The organism is Pseudomonas lactucae, assembly GCF_036688725.1.
Taxonomy (GTDB): Bacteria; Pseudomonadota; Gammaproteobacteria; order Pseudomonadales; family Pseudomonadaceae; genus Aquipseudomonas; species Aquipseudomonas lactucae.
The window spans coordinates 58,246-72,537 of record NZ_JAQQPT010000019.1; the positions used below are offsets into that span (position 1 = coordinate 58,246).

A 14,292-nucleotide genomic window follows, 5' to 3' on the forward strand; every position below is an offset into this window, starting at 1 on the left:
ACGCAGCGCGCCCCTGTGGCAGAACGTCGCAGATTACGCGCACAGGCCTGGGTTGGTAGACTGGGCGCCCTCCTCGTTTACTCCTTTTCAAAGCCTGATGTGTAGACCCAGAGCAATGCAGGCGCTTCACAGGACGCACCGTTGATGAGTACGTTATTCACCCGCCGCAAGGTCCTCACCGGCATGAGCCTGTTGGGCCTGGGCCTGCTGGCCGGTTGTGACAACAGCCCCAGATTGAACTTCAAGTACGGCAAGGACTTGAGCGACAAGATCATGGGCCGCACCTTCAAGCTCAAGAACACCGAGGGTGATACCGTCACCCTCAGTTCCTACCGTGGCCTGATGCCGGTGGTGTTCTTCGGTTTCACCCAGTGCCCGGCGGTGTGTCCCACCACGCTGGCCCGCGCCGCCCATGCCAAGAAGCTGATGGGCCGTGACGGCGAGATCATGCAGGTGATCTTTATCACCCTGGACCCGGAGCGCGACACGCCGGAAATTCTCGACAAGTACGTCAAGGCCTTCGACCCCAGCTTCGAAGCGCTCTACGGCACCCCGGAAGAAATCGCCGTGGCCGCCAAGGAGTTCGGGATCTTCTATGAAAAGATCCCCGCCGGTGACACCTACACCCTGTCCCACACCGCCACCAGTTTTGTCTTCGACACCCGTGGCAACCTGCGCCTGGGCCTGCAGGCGTCCCTTACCGCTAAAGAGTGCGCAGAAGACCTGCTCACCGTCATGGAGGTCTGCTAATGACTGCCGTTCAACACCTCAAGCGTTTCACCTTAAGCCTCGCCCTGCTGGGTTTCGCCGTGCACGCCAGCGCCCAGGTGCAAGTGACCGACGCCTGGGTACGCGCCTCGGTGCCGGGCCAGCCATCCAGCGGCGCGTTCATGACCGTCACCGCCGACAGCGACAGCAAGTTACTGCGTGTGGCGTCGCCGGTGGCCAAGGACGTGCAGATCCATGAAATGAGCATGAAGGACGACGTAATGCGCATGGGCCCGGTGGACGCGGTGGCCCTGCCGGCCGGCAAAGCGGTCAAGCTCGACCCGAACGGTTACCACGTGATGCTGATGGGCCTGACCGGGCAGATCAAGGAAGGCGACCAGGTACCGCTGACCCTGACCGTGGAAAATGCCAAGGGCGAAAAGCAGACCGTTGACGTGACCGCAACGGCGCGGGGTCTGGATGGCATGGACCACAGCAAGATGCACTGACACACAGCGGTTAAAATGTGGGAGGGCCGCATCCAGTCCCTCAATCCACAATAAACAACTTCGCCCCAACGCTCGTCGATGAGCGATGCGCCTCCATGTCATTGCCCACCTGGTAACTCATCCCGGCCGTCAGCGTGAACTGGCGGCCATCTTCCAATTCAGTGTGCAATTCGCCTTCCAGGCACAACAGCACATGCCCGCGCGTGCACCAGTGATCGGCCAGGTAGCCTGGGGTGTATTCCACCATGCGTACACGGATGGTGCCGAATTGGCAGGTTCTCCATGAAGCACTGCCGGTTACGCCTGGGTGAAGTTCGGGGTCGACGGTGGACCAGTCGGTGATGCCAAACGGGACAGCGGTGAGTTCCATGGATTACTCGGTCGTCAGTTAACGTGGCGTGAGGCTAGCCACCTGACGGCGAGCGCGATAGACACAGATGGCTTGGTTTTGTGGGATACAGCCGAGCACGCTTGTTATCCTGTCGACCTTGCTCCCAAGGACGCGTGCTGATGCAGATCGACCCCGCCTATATCCTGCTTGAGACCGAGCACTGGCAGCTCAATCATCACCTGACCACGAAACTGCCGGGTTACCTGATGCTGGGCGCCAAGGCGCCGATTATGCGCCACCGCTATCGCGGCCTCGCCAAAGCTCGAACGCGCGCAACGGTAGGCTCCTGCGTCGCTGAAAGAGTACGTCACGCACTTAGCCGCTTAACCATCGGTATACACGCCAACGCCAACCCCGATGGCGCACGGTAAATAGCCTGCCGCTCCCCCGCATATCCACACGCTCGATAAAAGCTCGCGGCATTCAATGTCGCATCCAGCACCACTTCTTTTATCTCCAATGCCCGTGCAACGTCTTCGAGGTGGTCAAGCATAGCCTTGCCATACCCGCGCCCGATGAACTGCGGCAGTACGAACAACGCGCCCACTTCGTTATTGGCCAGGTCGAGCATACCGGTGGCGACGGGTTCATCGTTTACCCAACCCAGGTAAAAGGGTTTATCCATCAGCGCGCTGTAGCCATCGTCGGCGCAGCCTCGGGTCCATAGCGTCATTTGCTCAGCGGTGTAGGCGCCGATGCATTGGCCGCGTATGGCTTCGCGGCGGATGTTGAAAGCAGCGTCGGCATCCTCGAGTCTGGCGCGTTTTATTTTCAGCAAGGGATCCTTCCTTCATGCAGTTGCGTTGCCCGCTCAAGTGGGTGCAGCGAGGGCCGGGATGTTCATACTAACGCGATCCTCAAAATGGGCACAGTTCGCCAGTAGCTCAGTTACATCCTCTCGGTTGCGCCTCGGCGGAGGGCACTTTTATAGTTCGCCCGTCGCCGATCCTGGTCAGCGACAGGGTTTCACAGCCCTACAAAATAGAATCAACCTGCACAGTCTCAGACCCTCAGGCGGAGCCCGCCCGCGTCTTGCCTTATGGCGGCTGTACGTGGGAGACCTTCGGGTCTGCCGGGGGTGATTCTTCCTGGTCTGCGAACCCGCGCACAGTTGCCACCCAGACTGTTTCGCAGCAGCAAGGTGGCTGTTCTTTTTGCCCAGAATAGAATCGAACCTTATGACTAATGAGCACGACAAGAACTGTACGGAGTCTGTACCGCCGCTATGATGTGGCCTTTCGCCCAACACTCAGGAACCCGCATGCCCGTCCTCACCCTGCGCAACGCCCTCCCCGCCGACGCCGCCCGTTGCTTTGAAATCGAAACCACTGCCTACGAAGGTGACGAAGCCGCGACCCTGGAAAAAATCGCCACACGCATCGTGCAGTACCCGCAAGGCTTTCTGATCCTGGAAGCCGACGGCGAGGTGGTGGGTTTTATCAACAGCGGTTGCGCCCATGAGGTGGTGATGTCGGATGAGGCGTTCAAGGAGCTGGTGGGCCATGCGCCCGATGCACCAAACGTGGTGATCATGTCGGTGGTGGTCGACCCCGCGCACCAGGGCAACGGCTACGCCAAGCAACTGATGAGCGAATTTGTGCAACGCATGCAGGCGATGGGCAAGCGCACGATTCACTTGATGTGCAAGGCACGGCATGTGCCGTTGTACGAACGTATGGGCTACACCTATGTGCGACCTTCACCCTCGGATCATGGCGGCATGGCGTGGCATGAGATGGTGATGGCGTTCTAACAGACAGGGAGTTCGTAATGACCGCACCTCGCATCGAAATCAGCGACCAAGCCAACCCCGACGCCGAGCACATGCTAGGCAGCGGCCTGGCCGCTTTCAACGAAGATGTCACCGGCTATAACGACCGCCTGCCGCTCACGGTATTGCTCAAGGATCCCGAGACCCGGCAGGTCATCGGCGGCATCACCGGCAAAACCACCTTGGGCATGGCCTTTCTCGATCTGTTCCACTTGCCCGATACACTGCGCGGCACAGGCCTGGGCAGCCGGTTGCTGCAAGCCTTTGAGGACGAAGCCCGGCGCCGGGGTTGCCTGAACGCCGTGCTGTACACCATCAGCTTCCAGGCGCCGGGGTTTTACGAGAAGAACGGCTGGGTGCGGTTTGGGGAAATACCCTGTGCGCCAGAGGGCAGCAGCCGGGTGTTTATGTCCAAGCGGCTGTAACTGGGAGCGCTTCGCGCGCGAACGGGTGCAAGCTCTCTCGCCACGAAAAGCGCGTTACTACCAGCTCCCCGAAGCCCCGCCGCCACCGCTGGAACCACCACCGCCGGAAGAGCTGTCGGAGCTGCTGGAACTGGAACTTGAATCCGAGCTTGAGCTTGAATCCGAATCCGAACTCGACCCCGATCCGCCGCTGGTCTTGATGAAGATGAACAGTGCCGCAAACGACGCAATGGGAAATGCAAACAGCCAGCCGTTGCGTCCAAGGTCCATCAGCGTGCCCGCCGCTACATACACCGCCACCGCCGCCAGCAACCGCGCGATAAAGCCCGCGCGGCTTTGCTGCCATGCCGCCCTCATGACTGCCAACAGCACCAGGTACAACCCCAGCACCACCAACGCGCCCAGCGGGTACGCCAGCCAATGGATGAAATTGACCTCGGCGTACTGATGATTCACCACGACCAGGCCCAGGATGTAGGCCAGCAATCCGATGACGCAATAAAACACCGCACGTGCCAGCCACAATGCACCGAACGTCGCGCCGCCGATCAGCATGACCAGCGGCATCACCAGCAGGCACACCAGCCACTCGCGGCCACCGCCAAAAACCGCCAGCAACAGCGTGACCGCCACGGCGGCAACCAAGGCACGGCGCCAATGCAGCTTGCCGGCGGCCAGCAGCACACCGCCGATGGCGCCTGCGACAAATGCCAGCAGCATCGCGATGATCTGGGGGTTAACCCCAGGTTCGGCGACTTCGGGCAAGTCGCCGCCGTCCACCAGCACGACCAAGTCATTGACGCCCTGGCTGATGCCGCCCGCATAGTCGCCCTGACGAAACGCCGGCTTGATGCGTTCTTCAATGATGCGGTGGGACAGCAGGTCGGTGACGGTGCCTTCCAGGCCATAGCCCACTTCGATGCGCACCTTGCGATCATCCTTGGCCACCAGCAGCAGGATGCCGTCGTTGACGTCCTTGCGCCCCAGTTTCCAGGCGCGGAACAGTTGGTTGGTGTAATCCTCGAGGCTGGCGTCGCCGATGGTGGGTATCAGCAACACGGCCACTTGCGCGCCTTTGCGTTGTTCGAGGGCGGCGAGTTGCGCTTTCAGACGAGTGGTGGTGCTGGCATCGAGCGTACCGGTAAGGTCGATCACCCGTTGGTCGAGGGCTACCCCAATCGGCGAAGTGTCGGCCTGGGCCACACTTAACAGGCTGGCGCACGCCAGCACCAGCAGACTCAAGACGGATTGCCGCAACCACCGCATCATGTTTGTTACCTGAAGTTTCTTCCTGAAGGCGCCGACTGTAACCTATCAGCGCTACAACGCGTGACCCAAAGCGGTCGGCTATTTAAACTGCCTCACATCCAGCAATACGCCATCACTTTCGAGATCCCCATGGACTTACGCCACCGCAATAACGTCAACGTGATGGGCAACGGGACCTCGACCCTGGTGTTTTCCCATGGCTTTGGCTGCAACCAGGCCATGTGGAATGACCTGGCGCCACCGTTCAAAGACCGTTTTCGCGTGGTCATGTACGACCTGGTGGGCGCCGGTCTTTCCGACCTCAATGCCTTCGACAAAGCCAAGTACGGCGCGCTGGACGGTTATGCCCGCGACCTTAACGAGATCATCGACGCCTACGCCGAAGGCCCGGTGATCCTGGTGGGGCACTCGGTCAGCGCGATGATCGGCGTCCTTGCCGACCGCCTGGCGCCGGGACGTATCGCGGCGCATGTGATGATCGGCCCATCGCCGCGCTACATCAATGCAGACGGCTACGTGGGCGGTTTCAAGCGCAGCGACATCGACGAACTGCTCGACACCCTCGACGGTAATTACCTCGGCTGGTCCAGCGCCATGGCCCCGGTCATCATGGGCGCGCCTGACCAGCCCGCGCTGGGCGAGCAGTTGACCGACAGCTTCTGCCGCACCGAACCGGACATCGCCAAGCAATTCGCGCGGGTGACCTTCCTGTCAGACAACCGCCAGGACGTGATCGGCCTGACCACGCCGGTGCTGATCCTGCAATCGAGCGACGACCTGATCGCCCCCATCGCCGTGGGTGAATACCTGCACAGCGTGTTGCCCAACAGCACCTATTGCCTGGTGGACAACGTCGGCCATTGCCCGCACATGAGCGCGCCGCAAGCCTGTGCGGCCGCCATGGCCGCTTTTCTCGCGCCCTGGATGGCCGCGCGTGTCGGCTGAAGTGTTCGACAGCGCCGCCTGCGCCCTGGCCGTCACCGCCGAGGACGGCACCATCCTGCAAGCCAATGCGCGCTTCAGCGATTGGCTGGGGTTCAGCCTCAGCGAGCTGTGCAGCCGGCGCTTCCAGGAGTTGCTGACCATGGGCGGACGGATCTTCCACCAGACCCACCTGGCGCCCATGCTGCGCATGCACGGCAGCGTCACCGAAGTGAAGCTGGACATGCTGCACCGCGACGGGCACAAGGTCACCGTGCTGCTCAACGGCAACAGGCGCGAGCAGGCCGACGCCGTGGTGTACGACCTGGCGCTGTTCGGCACCACCGACCGCGACAAGTACGAGCGCGAACTGCTCAACGCACGCCACTTGGCCGAGGCGCTGCTGCAGGAAAAAACCGCCGCCGAAGTCGCACTGCATCAGGCCCAGGCCGAGCTGAAAGAGGCCTATGTCATCTCCCAGCGCCGCGCGCTGTTTGCCGAGCAGATGGTGGCGATTGTCAGCCATGACTTGAAGAACCCGCTCACGGCCATCCGCATGGCCTCGGACTTTCTCAGTCGTGGCGAGCGTACCGCCAAGGAGCGCCAGTTACTCGGGCATATCGGCCAGTCGTCCGAGCGCGCCCAGCGCATGATCGCCGACCTGCTGGACTTCACCCAGGCGCGGGTCGGCCAGGGCATCACCATCAAGGCCGCACCGTTGGCACTGCATGAGGTGATTCATCAAGCGGTGGACGAACTGCGCGTGGCCTTCCCCAAGGCGACACTGGTGCATCAGGCCGAAGGCCAGGGCGACGCCTGCCTGGACGCCGACCGCGTGCAGCAGATCGTCGGCAACCTGGTGGCCAACAGCGTGGCCTATGGCGACCTGCAACGGCCGATCACCATCACCTCGCGGCTGGGTGGTGGCGCATGCGAGGTGGCCGTGCACAACGACGGCGCGGTGATTCCCGAAGCGCTGCTGGCGGTGCTGTTCGAGCCCATGACCCGTGGCACCGACCAGGGCAGTGAGGTGCGCAGTGTGGGCCTGGGCCTGTATATCGTGCGCGAATTGGCCAAGGTGCACGGCGGTGACGTGGCGGTGCGCTCCTGTGCCACGGGCGGCACCACATTTACGGTGACGTTTCAGGGCAGGTAGGCGTTGCCCTGCCCGTCCCACTCAATTTCGAAGGACCGAACCATGCTTATCGTCTTCAGCGGCCTGCCCGGCACCGGTAAAACTAGAATTGCCCGCGAACTGGCGCACCGGATCGGCGCGGTTTACCTGCGCATCGATGTGATCGAACAGACATTGCGCGATGCCGGCATGTTGCCGGGCGCCAGCGGCTATGGCGTGGCGAATGCGCTGGCGCTGAGTAACCTGCGACTGGGGCATACCGTGATTGCCGATTGCGTGAATCCGGTGCGAGACAGTCGGGCAGCCTTCACCTCAAGCGCAGCCGGCGCGGGTGTTGCATTGATCGACATCCAAGTGGTTTGCTCAGACGTCCAGGAACATCAACGCCGCGTCGAAACCCGTGAGAGCGATATCGCAGGACTGACGCCACCGACCTGGCAATCGGTCTTAGCCCACGAATACGAAGCCTGGGATGACGCGCCATTGACTATCGACACTGCGCGGATGACATCGGCAGACGCCGTTGAAAGCATCAGCCGACATTTGTCTTCGACTCAGAGCACACTCCCCATCGCCTTCATCAACACCAGGTCCCGCGCATAAATATCCGGCGCATACACCAGCCCACCCTGGCGATCCACTTCCACCGTCCAATACCCCAACAACACCGGCACCGGCGTGGCCAGCCTGAATTCGTGGGTCACGCCGGTGGCCAGCAATTCATCGGTGCGCGCGCGTTCAGCCGGGCTGACCAGCAGGTCGCGCAGCAGCAAGGGTTGCTCCACCCGCACGCAGCCGGAGCTGAACGCACGCGGGCCTTTGGTGAACAGCGGTTGGCTGGGGGTGTCGTGCAGGTACACCGAGTACGGGTTGGGGAAGCGCATCACGATCTTGCCCAGCGGGTTGCGCGGGCCGGCCTCCTGGCGCAGCAGGATGTTGCCGGGGCGTGCCCAGTCGATCAGTTCGGGCGCCAGCGCGTGACCTTCAGCGTCAAGCACTTGCAGGTTCTGCTGGCGCAGGTATTCGGGGTTGAGGCGGATGGCCGGGAGTTTGTCCTCGCGCATGATGGTGGGCGGGATGGTCCAGGTGGGGTTGAGGGTCAGCCGGGTAATGCGCGATTTGAGCAACGGCGTCTGGCGCTCGGCACGCCCCACTTGCAGGCGGGTTTGCCACACCGGGATGCCGCTCTGGTACACGCTCAGTTGCGCGGCGGCGACGTTGACCAGCACGCCTTCGGGCTCCAGGTCCTTGGCCAGCCAGCGGAAGCGCTCCAGGTTGATGCGCAGTTGTTCGCGGCGCATGGCCGGGCTGATATTGAGTTCGGCCACGGTGCCGGCGCCGATCACGCCGTCTGATTGCAGGGAGTGGCTGAGTTGGAAAGCCTTTACCGCGCTGACCAGTTCGGGGCTGTATTGCTTGCCGTTGCCCTGGCGTTCTGCGGGCAGGTAGCCGCCGCTGTGAAGGCGGCGCGCCAGTTCCGGTACGCGCGGGTCTTCCATGCCGGGGCGTAACAGCGGACCGCTGCCGACCGGGTCCCAATGCGGCAGCGGTTGCTGGCGCATGCTGGAATACACGTTGCGCAGGCTGCGGTAAAGATCGGCACTGGGTCGCGCCTGATCGAAAGCTTGCGCCATGTCCTGCAGGCCAACGGCGGCAAGGGCCAGCACGTCGGTGTCGGGGTCCCGGGCCGGTGGCTGGGAATGCCACAGCGGTTCGAAGCGTGATTGCTGCAGGCGTCCGAAGTGCAGATCCTGCAGGGCCTGCAAATAGTGCTGACTGCTGCCGATATCGCTGCACAGCACGTTTGGCGTGGCGTGTGGTTCAGCCAGGCTATAGTGGGTAGGGTCCAGGCCGTCGTCGGCGAGCATCAGCAACTGTGCCTGGAGTGCCTGGCGACGCGTCTCGTCGGACCACAGCGGTGCATCGCCATGCTGCTGGTATAGGGCTTGCAGGCGTGCAAGCGCTGGCGCATCGAGTTGCGCAGCCAGGTCGGGGCAGACACTGGGCAACTGCGCCAGGGCCTGTTGCACCGGCGCCAGATCCACCGGCGCCGGCGTGCTGACCGGCAACGGCTGCACCGGCAGCGCTTCGGCTGTGGCGACCAATGGTGCAACGAGCAGGCAAATGCTCAAGTAACATGCGTGTTTTTTGAACAATGACTTTGCTCCAATCCACAGTGGGGGGATGTACTGTAGATGCTGACTTTTATGTGCCGCCTCGGCGCGGTGACCGTACTGGCTATCTTGAGCAATTCTGCGCTCGCTGCCAACGGTAACCCTCCGTCCTTGTATAACAGCCTGGCGCGCTCGGCTCCAGAACTCAATCCCACTGTACTCAAAAGCGCCCTGAACGCCATGCAGTGTGCGGTCAGCAATGGCGAGGAACGCTCCGAGCGCCTGGCCGTGATCGATTACTCGCAACCGTCCACCGCCCGTCGGCTGTGGATCTTTGACCTGCGCAAGAAAAAGCTGGTGCTGCGCGACCTGGTGGCCCATGGGGCCAAGTCCGGGGAAAACTTCGCCACCCAGTTCTCCAACCTCGAAGGCAGCCACCAATCCAGCCTGGGCTTGTTCCGCACCCAGGAGAGTTACCTGGGCACCCATGGCTATTCGCTGCGCATGGACGGCCTGGAGCCGGGGTTCAATGACCTGGCCCGCGACCGCGCCATCGTGATCCACGCCGCCGACTACGTAAGCCCCCTGTGGAGCAAGCGCGAAGGCCGCATCGGCCGCAGCCAGGGTTGCCCGGCCGTACGCCCGCAGGTGGCGCGCCAGGTGGTGGACAAACTCAAGGATGGGCAGTTCATGTTTTCGTGGTACCCCGACCAGCGTTGGTTGAAGTCCTCGACGTACCTCAATTGCAAACCCCAACAGGTGGCCAGTAGTCGTACAATCCGTGGCGGTTAGTCTGTCCCACCGATAAAAGAGAGCTTCGAATGCTTCTACATCAATCGACCTGGATCGAGATCGGCCAGTTCCTGGAGCGCAGCCGCACGGTGGTGATCCCCATCGGCTCCAACGAGCAGCACGGCCCCACCGGCCTGCTGGGCACCGACTGGATGTGCCCGGAAATCATCGCCCATGAGGCGCAGAAAAACGCCGATATCCTGATCGGCCCCACCTTCAATATCGGCATGGCCCAGCATCACCTGGGGTTTCCCGGCACCATTTCGCTGCGTCCCTCCACCTTCATCGCCGCGATTGGCGACTGGGTGCGTTCGCTGGCCGGGCATGGTTTCGACAAGATCCTGTTTCTCAATGGCCACGGCGGTAACATCGCGACCATTGAAGCGGCGTTCTCCGAGTTGTACGCCGAAGCCAGCTTCGCCCGCCGCCCGGCCGGGTTCGCGTTGAAGTTGGTGAACTGGTGGGATCTGGAAGGCGTCAACGAGCTGGCTCACCGCCAATTCCCGGTGGGTCATGGCAGCCATGCCACGCCTTCGGAAATTGCTGTGACGCAGTGGGCCTATCCGGACGCGATCAAGTCGGCCGATTACTCGCCGCAGATCGCCAACACCGGGCCGATCCGCGAAGCCCTGGATTTCCGTGCGCGCTTCCCCGACGGGCGCATGGGTTCGGACCCGGCGCTGGCGACGGTGGAGAAAGGCGGTGAGCTGGTGGCGCTGGCGGCCAGCGGCCTGGTCAAAGTAGTCGAAAACTTCAGCAACGAAGCACGACCTTAAGTCATACAAAGATCCAATGTGGGAGGGGCTATACCCCTCCCACATTGGATTGGTGTGTGTTACTTACAGTCCTGTGCGGCCAGTTCAAGCCGTGAAGGCGTCAACGCCGACGCCAGCGGCTTGCGCTCATACAAAAACACCTTGGCGCCCTCTCCGGCCTTGTAGGCCTCGAGCACATCGTCGGCGGCAATCTTGCTGGTCAACACCACCTTGGCGTGGCGCGAGTTCTGCGTCACGGTGGAGGTGATGCCGTGTTTCTCCAGCTTGGGCAGTACGCAAAGCACATAGGCTTCCGGGCTTTTGCTGGTTTGCAGGGTCAAGGTCGGGTCGTTGGGAGCGGAAACACAACCGGCCAGCAACAGAGCCGTGGCCGGTACGAAAAAAGAGCGCATGAAAAAATCCTGAGTATAAAAATAAAGGTTCACATCAACCCGCACGAACCAGCGCCTTGAGCGACGCATCGAACTGCTTCAAGGCATCGAGCTGCACATCCCGCTGCTGCTCGATCTGCGCGGCAATCTCCGGTGCGGCCTTGTCACGTACCCACACCGAGGGCACTTGCTTGTGCACCGAGCCCTCGGCCTTGGCGATGTATTGCAGGTCGGCGTCATAGAACCGTGCAACAAACCGCGCCTCAACCTCATCGTTACGCTGGGTCAACAGTTGGTTATGGGTATCGAGCATCACCACCACATCAGGATGAGCCTGCACCAGCGCATCCAGAGTGTCGTAGACCGTCACGGATGCAAAGGTTCCCTGCAGCGAGCTCATCAACCAATCAATGGCCAGTTCCGGGTCGGAGCTGTTGACGAACGCCTGGCGGATACGACCGTCGAGGGCATCCTTGGCGCCATTCAAGGCCACGTCGTGATAGCGTTCAAGATAGCTGAGATTGTCGCGGGTGTTGTCGCTCAACAACACACCCACCGATTGCGCGCGCTGCAGGGAGTTTACGCCAGTGGCGATAGGTAGCAAATGGCCTGTACGCAGATCGCCGGCAATGGCTGCATTGTTCACCACTACGGCACCGAGCATCAGAATCATTAAGCCCAGCTGAATTATCGTCCTCATCGCGCATTTCCTTGAGCAGCGTTTCGATGGGGCAATTTTGCGCTTTCCCGGCAAAAACAGAACTTGCATTGCATGATGATGACTATTATCTGAAGCGATAGTGCTGCGATAAAACTGATAAGGACCGCCATGAAGCCCCACCAAAAAACCTTCGACCGCATCCGCGAAGCCGTACTGCCGGAGTTTCGCGAGCGCGTCGCCGATTACCTGGTCGAGTATGAAAACGTGCTGCTCGACGCGCAGGCTGACGCCGACCAGGTCAACGCCAGCGCCCAGCAACTGCGCGGCTACCTGCGCGGTTTGAACACTACGCGGGTGCTGGGCATGGCGGATTGGGAAGACCTGGACCGACGTGTGGAGCAAATCAGCGCAACGGCTACAGTGCCGGACGCGGCTGATTGAGCCATGCCTGCACCGATGGCCGCTGCCACTGACGCCGGGCGTAGTCCACCAGCTCGGCAGGAACGTCGTCGCCGTTGAGGATCAGGCGGTTAAGCATCACGGCCAGGTCCACATCGGCGATCGACCACTCGCCAAACAGATACGCCGGGTTACCCGCCAGCAATGCCTGCGCACCTTCGATCAACTTGCGTGCGGCCGCCTGGGCCTCAGGCGACAGCGGCGGCCTCTTCTGCCCGCAGAACACCACCAGCGTGGAACGCTCCTGGCGAATCGGCAACAGATCGCTGCGCAGCCACGCCTGCACCTGCCGCGCCCTCGCCCGCTGCTTAGGGTCAGCCGGGTACACCGCGGTGCCGGGGTAAGCCTCTTCCAGGTACTCGGTGATCGCCGAAGACTCCGACAACGCAAAATCACCCTCTACCAGGGTCGGTACACGTTGGGTCACAGACAAGCGGGCGTATTCGGCCGTCTGGTTGTGCGCGGCGTCCAGGTCGAGGGTGACCAGATCGAAGGCCAGGCCTTTTTCGCGCAGAGTGACAAACACCGACATCGCGTAGGGGCTGGTGAACAGCGAATCAACGTAAAGGCGCAACGGGCTCTGGCTCATGGGGCAATCTCCTTGAATGAACCCTAAAGCTACGAGATCCGCCGCGATAAGGACAATGCGGCCTTTTTATGGGGGTATTCCTGGTGGGAATAGCGCACAGGTCGGGGGAGGACCAAAGGGCGGCAATGTGCGAGTTAATGTTATAGGATAACGCCCACTTTCCGTCCTGCCCTGCGACCTACCCCATGACCGATGCTGTTCCCCTGCGTCAACGCCTGCTTTCCATCGACGCCCTGCGCGGCCTGGTGATCCTGTTCATGCTGCTCGACCACGTGCGCGAAACCTTCTTGCTGCACCGCCAGGTCAGCGATCCGATGAGCATCGACAGCACCGAGCCTGCGTTATTTGTGAGCCGCACCCTCGCCCACCTGTGCGCACCAGTATTCGTGTTGCTCACCGGGCTGTCGGCGTTTTTGTACGGTCAGAAGTATCAGGGGCGGCGCGACGTGTCGGCGTTCCTGTTCAAGCGCGGGCTGTTCCTGGTGGTGCTGGAATTCACCCTGGTCAACTTCGCCTGGACCTTCCAACTGCCGCCCAGCGTGATCTACCTGCAGGTGATCTGGGCGATCGGCATCAGCATGCTCGCCCTCGCCGCGTTGGTGTGGCTGCCGCGTGCGGTGTTGATCGTACTGGCGCTAGTGATCATCGGCGGGCATAACCTGCTCGACGCGGTGCATTTCGCGCCAGGGTCGGCGCTGCAGAATCTATGGGCGATCCTGCATGAACGCAGCTGGATCGACGTGTCGGATAACCTGCGCCTGCGCATCACCTACCCGGTGCTGCCATGGATCGGCGTGATCGCCCTCGGTTATGCCATCGGCCCCTGGTTTGCCAACGGCATGCCGCCGGCGTTGCGCCAGCGCTACCTGTTACTGGGTGGCGTGAGCGCGCTGGTGGGGTTTGTGCTGGTGCGCGCGGCCAACGGCTACGGTGAGAAACCTTGGCAGGCGTATGAAAGCGGCGCGCAGACGTTGATGAGTTTTTTCAATGTGACCAAGTACCCGCCTTCGTTGCTGTTCCTGGGGTTGACCCTGGGCATCGGCTTGTTGCTGCTGTGGGCGTTTGAGCGTGCCGGGCACAAGCGTTGGATCGGCGTGCTGGCGGTATTTGGCGCGGCGCCGATGTTCTTTTACCTGCTGCATCTTTATGTGTTGAAAGTGCTGTATGTCGCCTGTGCTGCGTTGTTTGGCTTGAACCATGGCAACTATTTCGGCTTCGACAGTATCGGTGCGGTGTGGCTGGTGGCGCTGGTGTTACCGCTGGCGCTCTACCCGCCCGTGCGCTGGTTCGCCAAGCTGAAAGCGCGGCGACGGGACCTTGCCTGGCTCAAATATCTCTGACCTGACGAAGATCCAAATGTGGGAGGGGCTTGCTCCCTCCCACATTGGATTGCATTCAACT

The 14,292-nt window shown here is 61.7% G+C and carries 18 protein-coding genes and 1 pseudogene; 12 read left to right on the plus strand and 7 right to left on the minus strand.

The window, feature by feature from the left end:
• The first annotated feature begins 144 nt into the window (after window positions 1-144).
• Window positions 145-750 carry an SCO family protein gene (locus tag V6M90_RS21395; RefSeq protein ID WP_332847106.1) on the plus strand — a complete coding sequence of 202 codons (606 nt, stop codon included), beginning with the start codon at window positions 145-147 and terminating at the stop codon, window positions 748-750.
• Window positions 750-1,217: a copper chaperone PCu(A)C gene (locus tag V6M90_RS21400; protein ID WP_003174594.1), complete on the plus strand. Its 468-nt coding sequence runs from the start codon at window positions 750-752 to the stop codon at window positions 1,215-1,217. The genes V6M90_RS21395 and V6M90_RS21400 overlap by 1 nt, the downstream gene beginning before the upstream one ends.
• A 40-nt stretch (window positions 1,218-1,257) precedes the next feature.
• On the opposite strand, the gene V6M90_RS21405 is transcribed toward V6M90_RS21400, so the two are convergent.
• The gene (locus V6M90_RS21405) at window positions 1,258-1,587 is read right to left on the minus strand and encodes a DHCW motif cupin fold protein (RefSeq protein WP_332847107.1); all 330 of its coding nucleotides are present in this window, start codon (window positions 1,585-1,587) and stop codon (window positions 1,258-1,260) included.
• Window positions 1,588-1,727: 140 nt separating this feature from the next.
• On the opposite strand from V6M90_RS21405, the pseudogene V6M90_RS21410 reads away from it, so the two are divergent.
• Window positions 1,728-1,838 (plus strand): annotated as a pseudogene (locus V6M90_RS21410) (HIT family protein); the annotation flags it as partial.
• Between the two features lie 77 nt (window positions 1,839-1,915).
• On the opposite strand, the gene V6M90_RS21415 reads toward V6M90_RS21410, so the two are convergent.
• Window positions 1,916-2,386: a GNAT family N-acetyltransferase gene (locus tag V6M90_RS21415; RefSeq protein ID WP_003174596.1), complete on the minus strand. Its 471-nt coding sequence runs from the start codon at window positions 2,384-2,386 to the stop codon at window positions 1,916-1,918.
• 483 nt (window positions 2,387-2,869) lie between these two features.
• Between V6M90_RS21415 and V6M90_RS21420 the strand changes: the two genes are divergently transcribed.
• On the plus strand, window positions 2,870-3,361 hold the full coding sequence (locus V6M90_RS21420; protein ID WP_141064738.1) for a GNAT family N-acetyltransferase: 492 nt from the start codon (window positions 2,870-2,872) through the stop codon (window positions 3,359-3,361).
• Window positions 3,362-3,378: 17 nt separating this feature from the next.
• Window positions 3,379-3,804: a GNAT family N-acetyltransferase gene (locus V6M90_RS21425; protein ID WP_078825036.1), complete on the plus strand. Its 426-nt coding sequence runs from the start codon at window positions 3,379-3,381 to the stop codon at window positions 3,802-3,804.
• A gap of 57 nt (window positions 3,805-3,861) precedes the next feature.
• Here V6M90_RS21425 and V6M90_RS21430 read toward each other — a convergent pair whose 3' ends face one another.
• Window positions 3,862-5,073, minus strand: coding sequence for a TPM domain-containing protein (locus tag V6M90_RS21430; RefSeq protein WP_332847108.1), 1,212 nt, complete (start codon window positions 5,071-5,073; stop codon window positions 3,862-3,864).
• 129 nt (window positions 5,074-5,202) lie between these two features.
• On the opposite strand from V6M90_RS21430, the gene V6M90_RS21435 reads away from it, so the two are divergent.
• From V6M90_RS21435 to V6M90_RS21445, 3 genes are read left to right on the plus strand one after another with little or no spacing between them, the layout of a single operon-like run.
• Window positions 5,203-6,018, plus strand: coding sequence for an alpha/beta fold hydrolase (locus tag V6M90_RS21435; RefSeq protein WP_332847109.1), 816 nt, complete (start codon window positions 5,203-5,205; stop codon window positions 6,016-6,018).
• A complete protein-coding gene (locus tag V6M90_RS21440; RefSeq protein WP_332847110.1) occupies window positions 6,008-7,150 on the plus strand; it encodes a PAS domain-containing sensor histidine kinase in 1,143 nt (380 codons plus the stop codon). Before V6M90_RS21435 ends, V6M90_RS21440 begins: the two co-directional genes overlap by 11 nt.
• 42 nt (window positions 7,151-7,192) lie before the next feature.
• On the plus strand, window positions 7,193-7,732 hold the full coding sequence (locus V6M90_RS21445) for an AAA family ATPase (protein WP_332847111.1): 540 nt from the start codon (window positions 7,193-7,195) through the stop codon (window positions 7,730-7,732).
• Here the strand turns inward: V6M90_RS21445 and V6M90_RS21450 are convergent.
• Window positions 7,684-9,285, minus strand: coding sequence for a L,D-transpeptidase family protein (locus V6M90_RS21450; protein WP_003174602.1), 1,602 nt, complete (start codon window positions 9,283-9,285; stop codon window positions 7,684-7,686). The two genes, V6M90_RS21445 and V6M90_RS21450, sit on opposite strands and share 49 nt — an antisense overlap.
• A gap of 39 nt (window positions 9,286-9,324) precedes the next feature.
• Between V6M90_RS21450 and V6M90_RS21455 the strand changes: the two genes are divergently transcribed.
• Complete coding sequence (locus V6M90_RS21455; RefSeq protein ID WP_003174603.1) at window positions 9,325-10,035, plus strand: murein L,D-transpeptidase catalytic domain family protein; 711 nt, start codon at window positions 9,325-9,327, stop codon at window positions 10,033-10,035.
• Between the two features lie 29 nt (window positions 10,036-10,064).
• Window positions 10,065-10,811 (plus strand): creatininase family protein, encoded by a 747-nt coding sequence (locus V6M90_RS21460; RefSeq protein WP_003174604.1) that lies wholly within the window; start codon window positions 10,065-10,067, stop codon window positions 10,809-10,811.
• Between the two features lie 59 nt (window positions 10,812-10,870).
• Here the strand turns inward: V6M90_RS21460 and V6M90_RS21465 are convergent, their stop codons facing one another.
• Window positions 10,871-11,203, minus strand: coding sequence for a hypothetical protein (locus tag V6M90_RS21465; RefSeq protein ID WP_003174605.1), 333 nt, complete (start codon window positions 11,201-11,203; stop codon window positions 10,871-10,873).
• A 34-nt stretch (window positions 11,204-11,237) separates the two neighbouring features.
• Complete coding sequence (locus V6M90_RS21470; protein WP_078733583.1) at window positions 11,238-11,882, minus strand: ATPase; 645 nt, start codon at window positions 11,880-11,882, stop codon at window positions 11,238-11,240.
• A gap of 129 nt (window positions 11,883-12,011) precedes the next feature.
• On the opposite strand from V6M90_RS21470, the gene V6M90_RS21475 reads away from it, so the two are divergent.
• Window positions 12,012-12,284 (plus strand): hypothetical protein, encoded by a 273-nt coding sequence (locus tag V6M90_RS21475; protein WP_078733584.1) that lies wholly within the window; start codon window positions 12,012-12,014, stop codon window positions 12,282-12,284.
• Here the strand turns inward: V6M90_RS21475 and yfcF are convergent.
• Complete coding sequence (gene yfcF / locus V6M90_RS21480) at window positions 12,259-12,891, minus strand: glutathione transferase (protein WP_141064744.1); 633 nt, start codon at window positions 12,889-12,891, stop codon at window positions 12,259-12,261. The two genes, V6M90_RS21475 and yfcF, sit on opposite strands and share 26 nt — an antisense overlap.
• A 185-nt stretch (window positions 12,892-13,076) precedes the next feature.
• Here yfcF and V6M90_RS21485 point away from each other — a divergent pair, with 185 nt between their 5' ends.
• Entirely contained in the window at window positions 13,077-14,231 is a 1,155-nt protein-coding gene (locus V6M90_RS21485) for a DUF1624 domain-containing protein (protein WP_141064745.1), read from the plus strand.
• Window positions 14,232-14,292: the final 61 nt, after the last annotated feature.

Excerpts from the sequence above, each read along its gene's own strand:
- V6M90_RS21395 (WP_332847106.1), top strand. The coding sequence starts at position 145 with ATGAGTACGTTATTCACCCGCCGCAAGGTCCTCACCGGCATGAGCCTG.
- V6M90_RS21400 (WP_003174594.1), top strand. The coding sequence starts at position 750 with ATGACTGCCGTTCAACACCTCAAGCGTTTCACCTTAAGCCTCGCCCTG.
- V6M90_RS21405 (WP_332847107.1), bottom strand. The coding sequence starts at position 1,587 with ATGGAACTCACCGCTGTCCCGTTTGGCATCACCGACTGGTCCACCGTC.
- V6M90_RS21420 (WP_141064738.1), top strand. The coding sequence starts at position 2,870 with ATGCCCGTCCTCACCCTGCGCAACGCCCTCCCCGCCGACGCCGCCCGT.
- V6M90_RS21425 (WP_078825036.1), top strand. The coding sequence starts at position 3,379 with ATGACCGCACCTCGCATCGAAATCAGCGACCAAGCCAACCCCGACGCC.
- V6M90_RS21430 (WP_332847108.1), bottom strand. The coding sequence starts at position 5,073 with ATGATGCGGTGGTTGCGGCAATCCGTCTTGAGTCTGCTGGTGCTGGCG.
- V6M90_RS21435 (WP_332847109.1), top strand. The coding sequence starts at position 5,203 with ATGGACTTACGCCACCGCAATAACGTCAACGTGATGGGCAACGGGACC.
- V6M90_RS21445 (WP_332847111.1), top strand. The coding sequence starts at position 7,193 with ATGCTTATCGTCTTCAGCGGCCTGCCCGGCACCGGTAAAACTAGAATT.
- V6M90_RS21455 (WP_003174603.1), top strand. The coding sequence starts at position 9,325 with ATGCTGACTTTTATGTGCCGCCTCGGCGCGGTGACCGTACTGGCTATC.
- V6M90_RS21460 (WP_003174604.1), top strand. The coding sequence starts at position 10,065 with ATGCTTCTACATCAATCGACCTGGATCGAGATCGGCCAGTTCCTGGAG.
- V6M90_RS21465 (WP_003174605.1), bottom strand. The coding sequence starts at position 11,203 with ATGCGCTCTTTTTTCGTACCGGCCACGGCTCTGTTGCTGGCCGGTTGT.
- V6M90_RS21470 (WP_078733583.1), bottom strand. The coding sequence starts at position 11,882 with ATGAGGACGATAATTCAGCTGGGCTTAATGATTCTGATGCTCGGTGCC.
- V6M90_RS21475 (WP_078733584.1), top strand. The coding sequence starts at position 12,012 with ATGAAGCCCCACCAAAAAACCTTCGACCGCATCCGCGAAGCCGTACTG.
- yfcF (WP_141064744.1), bottom strand. The coding sequence starts at position 12,891 with ATGAGCCAGAGCCCGTTGCGCCTTTACGTTGATTCGCTGTTCACCAGC.
- V6M90_RS21485 (WP_141064745.1), top strand. The coding sequence starts at position 13,077 with ATGACCGATGCTGTTCCCCTGCGTCAACGCCTGCTTTCCATCGACGCC.